This is a genomic window from Limosilactobacillus avium (assembly GCF_947381485.1).
Classification (GTDB): Bacteria; Bacillota; Bacilli; order Lactobacillales; family Lactobacillaceae; genus Limosilactobacillus; species Limosilactobacillus avium.
The window spans coordinates 1-17,046 of the sequence record NZ_CANCWN010000009.1 but is presented as its reverse complement, the minus strand read 5'-3'; the positions used below and the strand labels follow the sequence as shown (position 1 = coordinate 17,046).

Here is a 17,046-nt window from a genome sequence, read left to right as displayed (position 1 = left end):
TCGGTTAAACTTTTTATTGCATACCGTCCGTTTGCCGTCAATTGTGGTATATTTGATGGGTGAACTTTTCGAAATAAATAAATTAAGGGATGTGTTTTTTTGAAATCGAAGAAGTTAATTGCGATTATTGCGGGGGCGGCATTGATGCTGCCATTAGCTGCATGTGGTAACAAGGCGGTCGCAACCACTAGTGGTGGGAAGATCACCGAGAGTCAATACTACAGCAGCATGAAGCAGACCAGCAATGGGAAGCAGGTCCTTCAACAAATGATCCTGGACAAGGTCTTGCAAAAGGAATATGGTAAGCAAGTTTCCGATAAGCAGGTCAATGCCGAATACAACACGTACAAGAACCAGTACGGGCAAAACTTCAGTGCCTACCTCCAGCAAAACGGGATGACGGAAAAGTCCTTCAAGCAGCAGATTCGTTCTAACCTGTTGCTCCAGGCTGCAGTAAAGGACTACTCCCACATTACCAACAAGCAAATCAACAAGCAGTGGAAGAAGTACCAGCCAAAGGTTCAAACTGCGGAAATCCTGGTCGGCAGTAAGGAAGAGGCCCAAAACATCATCAGCCGGCTTGACAGCTCCAGCAATAAGTACAAGACCTTCAAGAAGCTTGCCAAATCCCAGTCGACCGACACCTCAAACAAGGATGCCGGTGGGCGGGTGCCAGCCTTTGATAACACCGATAACCAGCTCGACTCGGCTTACAAGAAGGCAGCCTTTAAGTTGAAGACGGGTGAATACACGTCCACGCCGGTCAAGACCGATGACGGTTACCAGGTAATCTACATGATTGAACACCCGGCCAAGGGTAAGAAGAGTCAACACATCGCTGACTTACGGAACCAGATTGTTCAAGAAAACATGAACAACCGGACATTCTTACACAAGGTTGTCTCCAACGTCCTGAAGAAGGGGAACGTTTCAATCAAGGATAATGACGAGAAGAACATCCTGGATGACTACTTGAACACGAATAGCACTAATAGTGGTTCACTAGGAAACAACTCTAACAACGGTTCCTCGAGTTCTAATAACTAATGTTTAAGGTGGGAAAATGACCTTGGCTTTCTTGCTTTAGATGAAAAAATCCGCACTGCGATTGTAAAAGGCGCAGTGCGGATTTATATATATAGGAATAAGGGGCTGGGCGGCAACCTTGATATATAAAAGCCGGGCGATGGACTACTGATTGGTTCATTGCCCGGCTTTTATGAGCGCGGAAACACCGTCACCATTTATTTAAGCCGCTTATTCAACTTTTCGACAATCTCTTGGATTCGGTCAAGACGGTGCTGGTCTTTGAACTTCCACTTGTTGACCAGTACCGTTACTTCCTGCTGGTATTCGCTAACTGCCGGCAGGGCTTTCTGGAGCTTTGCCAGATTAGCCTGTAGCTGCTTGCCCTCGCGACCCAGCTTTTTCACATCACTAATAACGTTTTTAATTGCTTGCATTATTGGGCGTCCTTAAATTGGTCAGCGATAGCCTTTTGGATTTCCTGGTACTTTTCTTCGTTGTACTTGCCGGAGTTATCCTTGAAGATCATCTTAAAGTCGTCCTGGTCGGTGTAGCGGGGGATAAGGTGGATGTGGGAGTGGAATACGGACTGGTAAGCAACCTCACCGTTATTGTTAATGATGTTCATTCCCTTGATAGCGGGGTTAGATTGCTTAATGGCCCGGGCAATCTTTGGAATCCGGGAGAAGACCGCTGCCGCAAGGTCTTCGTCATAGGCAAAGATGTCTTTAACATGCTTCTTTGGGACGACCAAAGTGTGGCCCGGTGTCCCCTGTGAGATATCCAAGAAGGCCTTCACAACGTCGTCTTCGTAAACCGTGTAGCTAGGAATTTCACCATTAATTATTTTGCAGAAAATACAATCAGTCATAAGTACCACTCCTTTAGTGTTATGTTAACCTTAGTATACCTAAATTTGGTCCAAGCTGCATGAATTTACGGTATGGTATAATGAATTTTTGAAAAAGTAGGTAAGGAAGGCATATTAATGGCACTAGAAGTGAAGAACCTGGTTGGGGGATACTCCCAAATACCAGTGTTAAAGAAAGTGAACTTGGATGTCCAGCCCGGTGAATTGGTCGGCCTGATTGGTCTCAACGGTGCTGGTAAGTCGACAACGTTAAACCACATTATTGGGATTCTGCGGCCATTTTCCGGGGAAATCACCCTCAATGGCTTGAACATCCGGGACAACCCCAACGAGTACAAGAAGCAGATTGCCTACGTTCCCGAAACGCCCATCCTTTACGATGAGTTAACCTTGCGAGAGCACCTGGAATTGACGATGAACGCCTACCAACTGGACCATGACCAGGCCTGGCAACGGGCGCACAAGCTATTGAAGACTTTCCGGCTTGATAACAAGCTGGACTGGTTCCCGGCAAACTTCTCCAAGGGGATGAAGCAGAAGGTAATGATCTGCTGTGCGTTCATGACGGATGCCAAGCTGCTGATCGTGGATGAACCATTTTATGGTCTGGACCCACTGGCCGTTCACGACCTTTTGAACCTAATTGCCGAAAAGAAGGCGGCAGGGGTTGCGGTTTTGATGTCAACCCACGTCCTGGACACGGCCCAGCGGTACTGTGACCGCTTCGTCCTACTTGCTAACGGCCAGGTCAAGGCCCACGGGACCCTGGCCGAACTGCGGGCGCAGGCTGATCGGCCGGACGAGTCACTTGATGAGATCTATCTTGGCTTAGCAAGGGATGAGCAAAATGAATAATTTATTTGCAACGCGGCGCCAGCGCCATTTCATGATGCTGCTAAAGTATTGGCGACTGGTGTTTAATGACCACTTCGTAATCGCCCTCTTCTTCCTCTTCGGTGCGCTGGCCTACGGTTATGGGCAGTGGCTACCGACCCTGGGTCCCCACTTGTGGTGGAGTCGCTGGCTACTGGTGATCTGGTTTGTCGCAATTGCCCAGTTTGGTCTCTTGGCTACCCTCTTAAAGCGGCCCGACCCGGTATTCCTCTTACCCCAGGTGACGGCAATGGAGGCCTACCTCAAAAGGGCCTTTGCCTACAGCCTGCTTCTGGGTGAGCTGATTACCATTGCGGGGACCTTCGTGGCCCTGCCGTTTGCCATGACGACCGAAAAGTTATCGACGGTTGACATTGTCCTCATCTTTTTGACCGCGATGGTCAGCAAGGATGACTGGCTATTTACCGCCCGTAAGTCAATCAGTATGCGGTGGGCGCGTTTTCAGTGGCGGACCCGCGCAGAGTACTGGGTTAACCCCGCCCTGGCGGCTTTAGCAACCTGGCTGGTGAACCCCACGGTAGGTCTTATCGTGGCAATCGTCGTCGACCTAGCAATGCGGTTGGTATACCGGGACTTGATAGTTGATTGGCGGGCGGCTGTCAAGATGGAAGAGGACCGGATGTACAGCGTCTACCGCTTCTTTAACCTCTTTACCGATGTCCCAAGTGTCCAGGGGAATGTAAAACGGCGGAAGTGGGCGACGAGCCTGATCAAGTGGCTGACGGTTGGCAAGCATCCCTGGTCATACATCTACGCCCGGGGCTTTGTCCGTAACACTGAGATTAGTGGAATTGTTAGTCGGTTGACCGTCTTGGGAATGGTCCTCACTTTCTTGATTCCGGTTCACTGGTTGAATACGGTTATGGCCCTGTTATTCATCTACTTAATTGCCACCCAGTTAATGCCGCTCTTTGACCAGTACGACGGGAATGTTTTTACCCACCTGTACCCGGTTACCCAAAGTGAGCGGGTGGCGGACTTCCAGAACTTGCTAGCCCGGGTGACCCTGATTGAGGCGGGGCTAATCGTCATTGCTAGCATTGGCCTGCGGGTTGATTGGGAGCAATTTTTAATTAACCTTGTCCTAGCAGGAATCGAGGTTGCCTTTTTAACCCACTTTTACTTTAAACTACGAATGAAAAACTGAGCGAGGAATACTAATATGCGTGTAAAACATAAAAAATGGGCAGCACCGTTAATTGCGGCCCACCCAGAAAAAATGGTGACGAATGCTGAAGAAGTGAAGGGCAAGTGGCAAAAACGCTTTGAAAAGCCCCAGCCAATTCACCTGGAAGTGGGGATGGGAAAGGGCCAGTTCATCATCGGAATGGCCAAGGCCCACCCAGAGGTCAACTTTATTGGTCTAGAAATTCAGGAGACGGTCGCAGCGATTGCCCTGAAGAAGGCCCTTACAGAAGACCTCCCCAACCTCCAGCTGGTTTGCGGGGATGGTTCAGATATCACTAACTACTTTGAACCCCACGAAATTGACCGGATGTATTTAAACTTCTCCGACCCGTGGCCTAAGAAGCGTCACGCCAAGCGGCGTTTGACCTACCACACCTTCCTGGATGGCTACCAAAACATCCTGAAAGAGCAGGGGACCATCGAGCTGAAGACGGATAATATGGGCTTCTTTGAATTCTCCCTGGAGAGTATGAATAACTACGGGATGAAGTTTGATGGGGTCTGGCTCGACCTCCACAACAGCGATGAAAATGAACACAACGTTGAAACCGAATATGAGCAAAAATTTGCGGCTAAGGGGCAACCAATTTACAAACTGACTGCCCACTTTGCTTAAAAAAATTCCCCAGTAGGTATTTTGACCTTGCTGGGGAATTTTAATTCTTAATCGTCTGCCAACCGCTTGAGTTCCAGCAGGCTACCGGTGTAGGCATCCACCCGGAACTCGTAGTTAACGGGTTCATTGTCTTCTAGCCGCGTCAATCCACCCCGGTAGGCGCTAGTCTTAACGGCGTAGCGTTGGAAGGGGACGCGACGGTGGTCAATCCAGCTGCCGGTGATGGTTCCTTCGCGGGCAAAATCATTGCGAATCAGCTTGAGTGCCCGGTTGGCCGAAATAGGCCGTTTGCCAAATAGCTTACCAGCCACGAAGCCAGCCACCCCGGAGGCACCAAGCGTCACCGGAATTAACCATGGATTAAGCGTGTTGTTTGAATCGTTCATTGGATTGCTTCCTTTATAATTTTATTCACTAGCGATTAATATTAACTTATTGTAACATTTTCTTCAAATAAGTCCAAAAGTGCAACTTACTTTTCATAAGTTGAGAATATGATATAGTAAAAATAAACATCAGGAAAGGGATGGTCGAATGGAAAGTTTACCTGTTATGAAGGAAGACCAATTGCAACAGAAGCTGGCGAAGGGGAAGTACGTCCTGTTCTTTACAGCTGGTTGGTGCCCGGACTGCCGCTTTATCAAACCGGCAATGCCCGAGATTGAGAAGGATTTTCCGGAATTCACCTTTCTGCAAGTCGACCGGGACGAAAACATTGACCTGGCGGCGGAGCTAAATATCTTTGGCATCCCTAGCTTTGTTGCCTACGCGGATGGGAAAGAAATTGGCCGTTTTGTCAATAAAGATCGAAAAACCAAGCAACAAGTGGAAGATTTTTTGCGTAAATTGAAGTAAAATATAAAGCGCAAGTCAATCCGACCCGCTTGAATAAATTAATAAAAGTGGGCGCTATCGTTGCGCTCTTTTTATTTTGGGCGGGAATCAGTTATTTAAGAAAGGAACATTCGATGCTAATTGCGAGTTATAATCCCAGTGAAATGGGCGATATTTTAGTAACAATCACGGCACCAGATAATGGTGCGCAGGTAAGCAAGGTCAACAAAGGCGTTGCCCAAATTACCACGGCTAAGGACCAGCAGTTGCTTGGCTACAACTTTATGAACGCGAGCCAAATTTTGCCAGAACTGAAGGGACAAAATGGCCAGGTCTTCTTAAGTGATGAAGCGGTCGCCAAGTTGAACGAGCAGATTCACGCTGCCGGCTTTGATGCTGAAATCACCGCGGACCACGATCCAAAGTTTGTGGTGGGGTATGTTGAAGAATTAAAGGACCACCCGAAGTCTGACCACCTGAAGGTTACTAAGACCCGGATTGGTGCTGACCAGACTGTCCAGATTGTTTGTGGGTCACCAAATGTTAAGGCGGGCATTAAGGTCGTTGTTGCCCGGCCTGGTGCAATGATGCCTGATGGCAAGATTATTTGGCCGGGGGCCCTCATGGGGGTAGAAAGTGACGGGATGCTTTGCGGCTTCCGTGAATTGCGGATGAAGAATGCTCCCGATAAGAAGGGCCTGTGGATTATTCCCGATGACTGGCAAGAAGTTGGTGAAGCCGTGGACTTCGCAAAGGCGGACACCTTCTTCCCTGCTAAATAATTATCAAAATTGTTAAATCACTATTGCTTAAAAACAGGAATGCTATATGATTTAGGGGACAAAAGGTAGTTTGCTTAGCAGGCGGGGTGCTTTTTAGGCCCCTTTTCCCTGCTAGTCAGAAAGGAAATTAATGATGGAAACGAAGACTTATTATTTTATTGGTATTAAGGGTACCGGGATGGCTTCTTTGGCCCGGATCCTGCACGACAAGGGCAACACGGTATTAGGATCAGACATCGCAAAGGAAACCTTCACCCAGGGACCCCTACTGAAGGCGGGAATCAAGATCTTGCCTTTTGACCCAGCTAATCTGAAAGCGGGAATGACGGTGATCAAGGGAAACGCCTTTTCCGATGACCATCCCGAAGTCCAGCAGGCAAAGAAGATGGGCTTACCAATCTTGACCTATCCAGAAGCGGTTGAAAACGAGGTTGTCAACCACACCAGTATCGGGATTGCCGGGGCCCACGGGAAGACCAGTACCACGGCACTGTTGTCCCACGTTTTGGCAGCGGTTGAACCGACCAGCTACCTCATCGGTGATGGGGTCGGCAAGGGAAGTGCCGGTGACCGCTTCTTCGTCTTTGAAGCGGACGAGTACCGTGACCACTTCTTGGCATACCACCCCGACTACGCCATCATGACAAACATTGACTTCGACCACCCGGACTACTTCAAAGATATTGATGATGTACGGGCATCATTTGAAACTTACGGCCGGCAGGTTAAGAAGGCCATCTTTGCCTGGGGCGACGACGCTAACCTGCGGAAGCTGGACGTCGACGTTCCCGTCTACTATTACGGGACGGGTAAAAAGGATGACTTCCGGGCAGAAAACATCAAGCGGACGCCGGCTGGCTCGACTTACGATGCCTACTTCAAGGACCAGAAACTGGGGACCTTCACCATCCACCTTTATGGTGAACACAGTATCCTAAACAGCCTGGCTGTCCTGGCCGTTGCCTACATGGAACATGTTGACATGGACCAAATCAAGAAGGAACTGGCTAACTTCCGCGGTGTTAAGCGGCGCTTTAGTGAAACCGACGTGGCTGGGGACAAGTTGATTGACGACTACGCCCACCACCCGAACGAGATCAAGGCGACAATTGATGCGGCCCGGCAAAAGTTCCCTGACAAAGAGGTTGTGGCGGTTTTCCAGCCCCACACTTACTCGCGGCTGGCGGCCTACATCGATGACTTTGCCAAGACCCTCTCGCGTGCTGACAAGGTCTACGTGACCCCAATCTTTGCTTCCATTCGAGAACAGAGCGGTAGTGTTTCGAGTGAAGACCTGGAAGCTAAGATTCCGGGGAGCGAAGGAATTGACATGGACTCGATCGATAAGTTGAGTCAGTACCACGATGCCGTAGTGATCTTCATGGGTGCCGGGGATATTGAAAAGTATGAGGATAAATTCAAAGAATTGCTTAATAAGTAAGCATTCTTGCCCCCTTCACCGCTGCGGTATGGTATTCTTGACAGTACCGATAAATAATTTGAGGAGGAATAAGAATGAATAACTTTCCTGGCGATTCTGGTCGCCGTGTTGTTGGTGACCAGGCCGGTTTGAATGCATTCCTGACCCGGATGTACGGGTACATGACGTTGGCCGTCCTGGTTTCGGCGCTTAGTGCCTGGCAGACAATGACGACCTTCCGGAATGTTGTGATGGGCTACTTTGGGGCCCACCCGGGGATGGTCTGGTTGATCCTGCTATTGCCATTTGCCCTAACGATGGGGATCAGCTTTAGTGCCACGCGGAACCCGGTAGGGAGCTTCATTATGCTAATGGTGGTGGCCATCATCTACGGAGTTGAGTTCGCACTGATTGCCGGGGTCTACACCGGGACGAATATTGCGGCGGCCTTCGTGTCGTCCGCAGCAATCTTTGCGACGATGACAATCTACGGGACGGTTACCAAGCGGGACCTCAGTAAGTTTGGTTCCCAAGCCCTGGCGGCACTGGTGGCCCTCTTCATTGCCTACCTGATTAACATGTTTCTGAAGAGCCCGGCAATTGCTTATATTTTCTCGTTCATTGCGGTAATCATCTTTGTGGTCCTAACCGCATGGGATGCCCAAAAGATGAAGCAGATTTACCTCAATTACAACACCGCTAATTCAGTTGCGGGACTGGCAATCATCGGTGCTCTACAGTTATACTTAGACTTTATCAACCTCTTCATCTCGTTCCTGCAAATTTTTGGAATGAGTGACCGGGATTAAAGAAAAAACGAGTCGGTAATTTCCGACTCGTTTTTTCTTTAATCAGCGGATGAACACCAGCATGTCGTTAACGATAACCCCTAATCTTTGGTACAATTAGTTAGTAGAAAAAAAGGAACGGAGCGAATAACTACATGGCCAAACAATTATTACTGATTGATGGAAATAGTATTGTTTTTCGGGCATTCTTTGCAATGCACAACCAAATCGATAAGTTTACCAACAAGGACGGCCTGCATACCGCGGCAATCTACGGTTTCAAGTTGATGTTAGACCACGTCCTTGATAACTTCCACCCGGACGCTGCCCTGGTAGCTTTTGATGCCGGCAAGAAGACCTTCCGGACTAAAATGTACACCGACTACAAGGGTGGCCGGAACAAGACGCCAGAAGAGTTGATGGAGCAGTTCCCGTATGTCCACCAGCTGGTGAAGGCTAGTGGCCTCCACAGTTACGAATTAAAGAACTACGAGGCTGACGATATCATTGGGACCCTTGCCAAGGAAGCTGATGATGCTGGTTACACGACGCTGGTGGTCACTGGGGACCGGGACCTTACCCAACTGGCTAGTGACCACACCACAGTTGCCGTTACCCATAAGGGAGTTACGGATACTGAACACTACACACCGGCCCACGTGGAAGAAAAACTTGGCATCACTCCTAAGCAGATTATTGATATGAAGGCTCTGATGGGGGATACTTCGGATAATTACCCCGGTGTCACTAAGGTTGGTGAAAAGACTGCCATTAAGTTGGTAAAGCAGTTCGGCTCGGTTGAAAACCTCTATGACCACATTGACGACCTGAAGAAGAGCAAGATGAAGGAACACCTGATTGAGGATGAAGATGTTGCCCGTCAATGCAAGACCTTAGCCACGATTCTCCGGGATGCGCCCTTAGAGATCAGTCTGAAGGACCTGAAATACGAGGGGGAACAGACGGAAGAATTGATTGACTTCTACCAGCAGATGGGCTTTAAGTCCTTCTTGGCTAAGATGAACGTTGCCCCCGAAGCGGAGGAAGACCAGGTTAAGCCAATTACCTATACTGAATTGACGGCCGATAACCTTGGTGACCTTGACCAACTGAGTGGTGAGGTCAGCTTCTACCTTGAAATGCCAGAAGCTAACTACCACCTGTCACCATTCGCTGGCTTTGCCCTAGGGGATGGTAGCCACTGGTTCGTCAGTCGGGACGCCGAGTTGCTTAAACGGGCCCCGTTGAAGAAGCTTCTGGAGTCAACAACGACCGAAAAGAATGTCTTTAATGCCAAGGCACACATTGTTGGTTTGCACCGGCTCGGCATCGAACTGGCGGCGGTCGACTTTGACCTTTTGCTCGCTTCCTACCTCCTCAACACCAATGACAACAGTAATGACCTCGGCCAGGTGGCCCTCGAACACGACTACCACGACGTGCGAACCGACGAAGAGGTTTATGGAAAGGGCGTCAAGCGGGCGATCCCCGACGACGATGGGGTCTTCTTTACCCACCTTGCCCAGAAGGTCCGGGCAATTAATGCCCTAAAAGCGCCCCTCTTTGAAAAGCTCGACCAGAATAAGCAGACCCCACTTTATACGGACATTGAATTGCCACTGACCAGGGTCCTGGCAAAAATGGAGATTACCGGTGTCCACGTTGATGCTCAAACCCTCAAAAACATGGGTAGCAAGCTTAAGGAACGGTTAGCTGACATTGAAAGCAGTATTTACGAAGAGGCTGGCGAGGAGTTCAACATCAATTCCACCAAACAACTGGGCCACATCCTCTTTGAAAAACTGAAGTTACCGGTTATCAAGAAGACCAAGACGGGGTACTCCACCGCCGTGGATGTTTTGGAAAAGCTGGCTGACCGGGCCCCAATCGTTGAGCAGATCCTGGAATACCGGCAGATCGCTAAATTACAGTCAACTTACATTACCGGCCTTTTGAAGGTCATTCACTCCAGCGACCAGAAGATCCACACCCGTTATCTGCAGACTTTAACCCAGACTGGACGGCTCTCATCCGTTGACCCGAACCTGCAAAACATTCCTGTCCGCCTACCGGAAGGACGGCTGATTCGGCAAGCTTTCGTACCTAGTCACGATGGCTGGCAAATCTTCTCGTCTGATTACTCCCAGGTTGAATTACGGGTTCTGGCCCACATTACCGGGGATAAGAACCTCCAGGAAGACTTTAAAAACGGTGAGGATATTCACGCAAGTACGGCCCGGCGGATCTTCCACCTGAGGCCAGATGCTGAAATTGACCGCAACATGCGGCGGCGGGCCAAGGCCGTTAACTTTGGTATCGTCTATGGTATCAGTGACTATGGCCTTGCCCAGCGAATTCACGTTACCCGGGCTCAGGCCCACGAGTTCATTCAGAACTACTTCAAGGAGTTCCCTGGTGTTAAGAAGTACATTGACGACACCATCGCCTTTGCCCGGGAGCACGGTTATGTGGAGACCATTACTCACCGGCGGCGTTACCTTCCGGACATCCACGCGAAGAGCTTTAACCGGCGGTCATTTGCGGAACGGACGGCGATGAACACGCCAATCCAGGGTAGTGCGGCCGACATCATCAAGATTGCGATGATTCGGATGCAAAGAGAGCTTGACCAACGGGAGCTCAAGGCCAAGATGCTCCTCCAGATCCATGACGAACTGGTCTTTGAGGCGCCACAAGACGAGATCCCGGTTTTGAAGAAGCTGGTACCACAGGTAATGGACTCAGCTGTGAAACTGGACGTGCCGTTAAAGGTTGACAGTAAGGTCGGCGACACCTGGTACGACCTTAAGTAAGGGGGCAATAAAATGCCGGAATTACCAGAAGTTGAAACCGTCCGCCGCGGATTATTAAAGATCGCAAAGGGGCGGAAGATTCAAGCAATTGATGTTTACTACGGCAAGACAATTACAAACGACGTTGAAAAGTTTCGTCAGGCATTGATTGGCCAGACGATTACCGACGTTGACCGGCGGGGGAAGTACCTCCTGTTCCGCTTTACGAATAACCTGACGATGGTTTCCCACTTACGGATGGAGGGTAAGTACTTTAACCAGCCAATCGGGGGACCAATTGATAAACACACCCACGTTGTCTTTCAGTTTACCGACGGCAGTGAACTCTGCTACCACGATACCCGGAAGTTTGGCCGGATGACCCTGGTCAAAACCGGTAAAGAGAACCAGGTTGGGGGACTCAAGACGATTGGGCCGGAGCCAACGGCCGCGGCCTTTCACCTCGACTTCTTCCAAAAAGAGCTGGCACGTAGCCGGGGGAAGATTAAACCCTTCCTATTGAACCAACGTCACGTCGCCGGACTGGGGAATATTTACGCCGATGAGGTCCTGTGGATGAGTAAAATCAATCCGGAACAAGCGGCTAATACGATTCCGCCAGCTAAGGTGAAGGCCCTCCACGATAACATCATCAAGGAACTGGCCACGGCAACGAAGTACAAGGGCACGACTGTCCACAGCTTTACCAACGCCTTCGGGGATGCCGGGGCCTTTCAGGAACGGCTGAACGCCTATGGGCACGCTGGTGACCGTTGCCCACGTTGTGGAACGAAGATGGTAAAGATCAAGGTTGCCCAGCGGGGGACGACCTTCTGTCCGCACTGCCAGCCGCTTGTGGAGGAAGAAAAATGACTAAAGTAGTGGGCTTAACCGGGGGAATTGCGAGTGGCAAATCGACCGTCAGCCAGATGCTCAGTCAGGTGGGCCTGCCGATTGTCGATGCGGACCAAGTTGCCCACCGCCTCCAACAGCCTGGTCAGTTAGGCCTAAGCGAGCTGGTGGGCCAGTTTGGACGGGAAATTTTAACAGCGGATGGCCATTTAAACCGGGGGGCCCTTGGTAAAATGGCCTTTAGTGATGCTGGCGTTCGTCACCAACTAAACGCAATCATGCAGCCCCTGATTCGGGAGACAATTATGGACCAGCTAGCCGCTTTTAAAAAGCAGGACATCCCATTCGTAATCCTGGATGCCCCCCTCCTGTTTGAACAGGGCTACGACCAGGAATGTGACCTAATTGTCGTTGTTACGGTCAGTCATGATTGCCAAGTCCAACGCCTGATGTCCCGTAACGGATACACAAGGGCGGTGGCCGAACAGCGAATTGCCGCCCAGTGGCCACTGGCTAAAAAGTCCCGCCAAGCGGACGTAGTGATCAACAATGATGGTTCCTTAGATGAACTGCGGCGCCAGGTCGCTAAGTTAGTTGACTACCTTGGGGCAAAGTGATTATGGTAAAATAAAGTATTAAAGCAATTAAGGAGGAAAGCGCATGAAGTGTCCACATTGTCACCGTAACGGATCACGAGTTGTTGATAGCCGGCCCAGTGAGGATGGTACCTTTATACGCCGGCGCCGGGAATGCATCCACTGCGGCTTTCGTTTTACCACTTTTGAACGCTACGAGCAGACCCCCCTCTTGGTTATCAAGAAGGACGGCACGCGCCAGGAGTTCAGTCGGCAAAAAATCCTCAACGGGATTGTGCGGTCAGCGGAAAAGCGCCCAATTAGTATGGAGCGGCTGACCAAGATGACCGATAAGGTGGAAAAGAAGGTCCGGAGCCTGGGTGAGAACGAAATCTCTAGCCAGCTGATCGGTAAGTACGTCATGAACGAGTTAAAGGGCGTTGACGAGGTCGCCTACATCCGCTTTGCCAGTGTTTACCGGCAGTTTAAAGACGTTGATGCCTTTATGAGCGAACTAGAGACGATGGTAAAGGACGAACACAAGGGTGAAAAGAAGTAGGAGGAGTGGCAATGACTGCGCAGGAAGAGGAATTTAACCCGCAAGCGGGATTCTTGGTCACTGCTGCCACCGATTTTGTCAACTTTAACGACCGGGTCTTTACCAGCTTTTACCAGCCGGTGTTAGGGCCAACGGCTTTTAGCCTTTTTTACGCCCTCCGCGCTCAGCTGATTTCCCAGCCCACCTTGGCGGACCGCCGCTTACAGGCAAATATTATCCGCCAACTGAATGCGGGAACTTCCCAGTTAGCAAGGGCCTTACACCGCTTAGAAGCGGTGGGGATGGTCCAGACCTACCGGGGGAAGGATAGCCAGGGAACCTTTTTCGTCTATCAGTTACGGGCGACCCTCACACCGGCGGCCTTTATTGAGGATGACCTCCTCAGTGTCCTCCTTCTTGAGGCAGTTGGGGATGGCCACTTTAAGCAGTTGGTCAAGGAAGCCCGGCGCTACCAGCTGGCCTCTGCGCCGTCTTTAGAAAACGTTAGCCACCACTTTCTCGATGAGTTCCACGTGGCCAACAAGTCGCTAGTTAAAACGCCCACCACGATTAAAGATGCCCGCGAGCAAACGAACGTTGACCAGCGTCCCCAGCTAGGGGCGGGGCAAAGTGACTTTGACTGGCCGACCCTTTTCCAGTTAGTTAAAAAGCAGCCAGTGATGAAAAAGGACCTGAGTGCGGCCCGGCAGTTAATCGAGGTTGAGCATCAGTTATACGGAATTGATGAGCCCACGATGGCTAAACTGGTCTTCAAGGCGGTTGACCTAGCCGACAACCACTTCAACCCGGCAAAGTTCAAGCGGATCGTTGCGAGTCGTTACCAACAGGTTGGTCACCAGGCCCCTCCAGCGACTGCTAACCAGTCCGCTAGTTCGCCGGTCAAGCTAACGGCCAAGGATCGCCAGCTTCTGCAGAGTGCGGCGGATTATGCACCGGTTGAATTTCTTCAAGGCTTGAAAGAACAGACCGGTGGCTTTGTAAGTGCAAATGAACGTCATATCCTTACCCACCTGGTTAATGATGTTAAGCTTGATTCAGCGGTCATTAACATTCTTTCCTGGTACGTCATTGCCGACCTTGACAATGCTAACCTGAAGGCCAGCTTTGTTGACGCAATTGCCAATAGCTGGATTAAGGCGGGGGTCAAGGATGCGCCGGGGGCCCTTCAGGAGTTAAAGAACTTTCAGGAGCAACGGGGCAAGCAGCGTGCAACGTCCAAGGGTCGCTTTGCTTACCGCCGGCCGCAGGTTGAAGAACAGATGCCAAAATGGAGCAAAACGGATAGCCAGCAGCTAAATAAGAAGGCGTCCCCCGCGGCGCTAAAAGAAGTTCAGGCCATGCTCGCTAAGCGGAAAGGAAGAAAGGGTGGTGACCAACAATGAAATCCTTAAATGAATCACTCCAGGGAATCATGCGGGGAAAGAACATTAACACCAACATTGCCGAGCTGATGAAAAAGGTGATGGCGGATTCCGACGTTCAATCATTTCTTAGTGCTAATCGTGACCAGATCACTAAAGAAATGGTACGAAGTGGCCAGTCGAAATTGTACGAGTTCTACCACGAAAAGCAGCTCCGCCAGCGGGGTGAAGCCACCGTGGCCCCGGGCTATTCTCCCCAGTTAGTTTTGAACTCTGGCCAGATTGATGTGACCTATGTCCCCACTAAGCAGTTGGTGGAACAGGAACGGCAGCGGCATATTAAACGGCTGGTTCAGTCGATCAATATGCCAAAGTTTATTCAACACGCTTCTCTAGACGACTTTTACATTGACGAACAACACGCCACGGCAACCCGGACAGCAGCCTTGAAGGCGGCGGTTGACTTTACAGAGAGCTACCAGCCGGGACACTTTCAGCCCGGCCTGTACCTCTACGGTAATTTTGGGGTCGGCAAGACCTACCTCCTAGGGGCAATTGCCAATGAGCTTGCCAAGACGAAGGGCGTGGCCACGACCATGATGCACTTCCCGAGCTTTGCGGTGGAGATGCGGAACTCAATTAAAAGTAATAGCACCAGCGAGAAGCTGGCGGCGGTAAAGAAGGCCCCCATCCTGATGCTTGACGATATCGGGGCCGATGCGATGAGTAAGTGGGTCAGAGACGATGTCTTGGGGATCATTCTTGAATACCGGATGCAAGAAGAGTTGCCGACCTTTTTCAGTTCTAACTTCTCAATGGATGAGCTAGCGGCTAACCACCTGGCAGTTGATACCCAGGGTGACCGTGAGCCCCTAAAGGCCCAGCGAATCATGGAACGGATTAAGTTCCTTTCCCGCGAAATGCCGATGACCGGCCAGAATTTGCGGAATAAGGGATAATTATCTTGACATTTAAGAAGAGATTCGTTATTCTAGTAAACGTTGAAAGAAAAAGCAGAAGCACCCGCTTCTCGCCTAGGTGATAAGGATCGCCGGGCTGACGAGATGAAATTGAACGGACAGGTGAGGTCCGTTTAGATAAAGCGGGATGCGGTTTGCATCCCGCTTTTTTTGCTTGATCTTTCGCTAATAAAATTGGAGGTGCGTTGCCATAGCACAAGATATGATTGTCAACAACGGTATCCGTGCACGTGAAGTGCGGCTAATTGGTCAAGATGGTGAACAATTAGGGATCAAGTCCAAGCGTGAAGCGCTCCAGTTGGCAGAAGATGCCAATCTTGATTTGGTGCTGGTTGCACCAAAGGCTCGTCCAGCGGTTGCCCGCATTATGGATTACGGTAAGTACCGTTTCGAGATGCAAAAGAAAGAGCGTGAAGCTCGGAAGAAACAAAAGACAGTAACGGTCAAGGAAATTCGCCTGAGCCCATCAATCGACACGAACGACTTCAATGTTAAATTGAAGCGGGTTCGTAAGTTCATTGCCAAGGGTGACAAGGTACGGGTTTCACTCCGTTTCCGTGGTCGTGCCATTACGCATAAGGATATCGGTCGTGACATGATTGAACGGATGGCTGATGAAACGTCAGACATTGCTACTGTTGTTCAACGTCCAAAGATGGAGGGGCGGAGCATTTTCTTAACACTCGCCCCAGCTGCTGATAAAGCAAAGAAATAATTTTAAGAAAGTAGGGAATTTTCTTATGTCAAAGATGAAGACTAACCGCGCTGCTGCAAAGCGTTTTAAGCGTACTGCTAAAGGTGGATTCAAGAGTGGTAACTCATTTACTAGCCACCGTTTCCACGGTAAGACTAAGAAGCAACGTCGTCAATTACGTGGCTTGAGCATGATGGACAAGTCCAACGTAAAGCGTTACAAGAAGTTACTGCCATTCAAGTAAACTTCACACACTAAATAATCAAAAATACGTAGGAGGATTTCAACATGCGAGTTAAAGGTGGAACTGTTACGCGTGCACGTCGTAAGCGCGTTATGAAGTTAGCAAAGGGTTACCGTGGTGCAAAGTCTCGTTTATTCAAGACTGCCAAGGACCAAGTAATGAAGAGTTACGTTTACGCTTTCCGTGATCGGAAGGTCAACAAGCGTAAGTTCCGTGAACTCTGGATTGCCCGGATCAATGCTGGTGCCCGGATCAACGGAATCAGCTACAGCAAGCTGATGCACGGTTTGAAGCTGGCTAACATCGACATCAACCGGAAGATGTTGGCTGACCTGGCTGTTAACGACCCAAAGGCTTTTGCTGCGGTTGTTGACGAAGCTAAGAAGGCTCTCAACTAATTCCAACTTGAATGAAGTCATCCATCTGTTACCGGGTGGGTGACTTTTTTTGATGTTAATTGAAACTAGAATTCACAATCGCTATAATTAATCTAGGCAGATTGCAAGAAATAACTTGAACGAATTTAATGACGTAGATTAAGCAGGAAGATCTCGATTGGTGTATGCCAAT

The 17,046-nt window shown here is 49.9% G+C and carries 20 protein-coding genes and 1 other annotated feature; of the genes, 17 read left to right on the top strand and 3 right to left on the bottom strand.

The window, feature by feature from the left end; translation table 11 throughout:
• The first annotated feature begins 99 nt into the window (after nucleotides 1–99).
• The gene (locus tag QOS01_RS04475) at nucleotides 100–1,047 is read left to right on the top strand and encodes a peptidylprolyl isomerase (RefSeq protein WP_283621276.1); all 948 of its coding nucleotides are present in this window, start codon (nucleotides 100–102) and stop codon (nucleotides 1,045–1,047) included.
• Between the two features lie 197 nt (nucleotides 1,048–1,244).
• Here QOS01_RS04475 and QOS01_RS04470 read toward each other — a convergent pair whose 3' ends face one another.
• Both QOS01_RS04470 and QOS01_RS04465 read right to left on the bottom strand, forming a co-directional pair.
• Nucleotides 1,245–1,463: a hypothetical protein gene (locus tag QOS01_RS04470; protein ID WP_283621275.1), complete on the bottom strand. Its 219-nt coding sequence runs from the start codon at nucleotides 1,461–1,463 to the stop codon at nucleotides 1,245–1,247.
• Nucleotides 1,463–1,897 (bottom strand): HIT family protein, encoded by a 435-nt coding sequence (locus tag QOS01_RS04465; protein WP_047770510.1) that lies wholly within the window; start codon nucleotides 1,895–1,897, stop codon nucleotides 1,463–1,465. The genes QOS01_RS04470 and QOS01_RS04465 overlap by 1 nt, the downstream gene beginning before the upstream one ends.
• A gap of 117 nt (nucleotides 1,898–2,014) precedes the next feature.
• On the opposite strand from QOS01_RS04465, the gene QOS01_RS04460 reads away from it, so the two are divergent.
• The 3 genes from QOS01_RS04460 to trmB are packed head-to-tail and all read left to right on the top strand — an operon-like array spanning nucleotide 2,015 to nucleotide 4,595.
• Entirely contained in the window at nucleotides 2,015–2,752 is a 738-nt protein-coding gene (locus tag QOS01_RS04460; RefSeq protein WP_283621274.1) for an ABC transporter ATP-binding protein, read from the top strand.
• On the top strand, nucleotides 2,745–3,938 hold the full coding sequence (locus QOS01_RS04455) for an ABC transporter permease (RefSeq protein ID WP_283621273.1): 1,194 nt from the start codon (nucleotides 2,745–2,747) through the stop codon (nucleotides 3,936–3,938). Before QOS01_RS04460 ends, QOS01_RS04455 begins: the two co-directional genes overlap by 8 nt.
• A 15-nt stretch (nucleotides 3,939–3,953) precedes the next feature.
• Nucleotides 3,954–4,595: a tRNA (guanosine(46)-N7)-methyltransferase TrmB gene (trmB, locus tag QOS01_RS04450; RefSeq protein ID WP_283621272.1), complete on the top strand. Its 642-nt coding sequence runs from the start codon at nucleotides 3,954–3,956 to the stop codon at nucleotides 4,593–4,595.
• Nucleotides 4,596–4,642: 47 nt separating this feature from the next.
• On the opposite strand, the gene QOS01_RS04445 is transcribed toward trmB, so the two are convergent.
• Nucleotides 4,643–4,981, bottom strand: coding sequence for a PepSY domain-containing protein (locus QOS01_RS04445; protein ID WP_283621271.1), 339 nt, complete (start codon nucleotides 4,979–4,981; stop codon nucleotides 4,643–4,645).
• A 148-nt stretch (nucleotides 4,982–5,129) separates the two neighbouring features.
• On the opposite strand from QOS01_RS04445, the gene QOS01_RS04440 reads away from it, so the two are divergent.
• From QOS01_RS04440 to rplT, 13 genes are all read left to right on the top strand, one after another.
• Nucleotides 5,130–5,450 (top strand): thioredoxin family protein, encoded by a 321-nt coding sequence (locus QOS01_RS04440; RefSeq protein WP_283621270.1) that lies wholly within the window; start codon nucleotides 5,130–5,132, stop codon nucleotides 5,448–5,450.
• A 113-nt stretch (nucleotides 5,451–5,563) separates the two neighbouring features.
• Nucleotides 5,564–6,211, top strand: coding sequence for a YtpR family tRNA-binding protein (ytpR, locus tag QOS01_RS04435; RefSeq protein WP_283621269.1), 648 nt, complete (start codon nucleotides 5,564–5,566; stop codon nucleotides 6,209–6,211).
• Between the two features lie 133 nt (nucleotides 6,212–6,344).
• The gene (gene murC, locus QOS01_RS04430; protein ID WP_283621313.1) at nucleotides 6,345–7,652 is read left to right on the top strand and encodes a UDP-N-acetylmuramate--L-alanine ligase; all 1,308 of its coding nucleotides are present in this window, start codon (nucleotides 6,345–6,347) and stop codon (nucleotides 7,650–7,652) included.
• Nucleotides 7,653–7,726: 74 nt separating this feature from the next.
• Nucleotides 7,727–8,440, top strand: coding sequence for a Bax inhibitor-1/YccA family protein (locus QOS01_RS04425; RefSeq protein ID WP_283621268.1), 714 nt, complete (start codon nucleotides 7,727–7,729; stop codon nucleotides 8,438–8,440).
• Between the two features lie 134 nt (nucleotides 8,441–8,574).
• A complete protein-coding gene (polA, locus tag QOS01_RS04420) occupies nucleotides 8,575–11,232 on the top strand; it encodes a DNA polymerase I (protein WP_283621267.1) in 2,658 nt (885 codons plus the stop codon).
• A 12-nt stretch (nucleotides 11,233–11,244) separates the two neighbouring features.
• Nucleotides 11,245–12,084, top strand: a complete 840-nt coding sequence (gene mutM / locus QOS01_RS04415; protein WP_283621266.1) for a bifunctional DNA-formamidopyrimidine glycosylase/DNA-(apurinic or apyrimidinic site) lyase — start codon at nucleotides 11,245–11,247, stop codon at nucleotides 12,082–12,084.
• Nucleotides 12,081–12,680, top strand: a complete 600-nt coding sequence (gene coaE / locus QOS01_RS04410) for a dephospho-CoA kinase (protein WP_283621265.1) — start codon at nucleotides 12,081–12,083, stop codon at nucleotides 12,678–12,680. Before mutM ends, coaE begins: the two co-directional genes overlap by 4 nt.
• A 43-nt stretch (nucleotides 12,681–12,723) precedes the next feature.
• Nucleotides 12,724–13,197, top strand: coding sequence for a transcriptional regulator NrdR (gene nrdR, locus QOS01_RS04405; protein WP_047770530.1), 474 nt, complete (start codon nucleotides 12,724–12,726; stop codon nucleotides 13,195–13,197).
• 11 nt (nucleotides 13,198–13,208) lie between these two features.
• Nucleotides 13,209–14,579 (top strand): DnaD domain protein, encoded by a 1,371-nt coding sequence (locus tag QOS01_RS04400; RefSeq protein ID WP_283621264.1) that lies wholly within the window; start codon nucleotides 13,209–13,211, stop codon nucleotides 14,577–14,579.
• The gene (gene dnaI, locus QOS01_RS04395) at nucleotides 14,576–15,517 is read left to right on the top strand and encodes a primosomal protein DnaI (protein ID WP_283621263.1); all 942 of its coding nucleotides are present in this window, start codon (nucleotides 14,576–14,578) and stop codon (nucleotides 15,515–15,517) included. Before QOS01_RS04400 ends, dnaI begins: the two co-directional genes overlap by 4 nt.
• A 46-nt stretch (nucleotides 15,518–15,563) precedes the next feature.
• Nucleotides 15,564–15,697: a sequence feature (ribosomal protein L20 leader region), on the top strand.
• A 43-nt stretch (nucleotides 15,698–15,740) separates the two neighbouring features.
• On the top strand, nucleotides 15,741–16,253 hold the full coding sequence (infC, locus tag QOS01_RS04390; protein ID WP_222257898.1) for a translation initiation factor IF-3: 513 nt from the start codon (nucleotides 15,741–15,743) through the stop codon (nucleotides 16,251–16,253).
• 25 nt (nucleotides 16,254–16,278) lie between these two features.
• Nucleotides 16,279–16,476 (top strand): 50S ribosomal protein L35, encoded by a 198-nt coding sequence (gene rpmI, locus QOS01_RS04385; protein WP_283621262.1) that lies wholly within the window; start codon nucleotides 16,279–16,281, stop codon nucleotides 16,474–16,476.
• Nucleotides 16,477–16,520: 44 nt separating this feature from the next.
• Entirely contained in the window at nucleotides 16,521–16,874 is a 354-nt protein-coding gene (gene rplT / locus QOS01_RS04380; protein ID WP_047770540.1) for a 50S ribosomal protein L20, read from the top strand.
• Nucleotides 16,875–17,046: the final 172 nt, after the last annotated feature.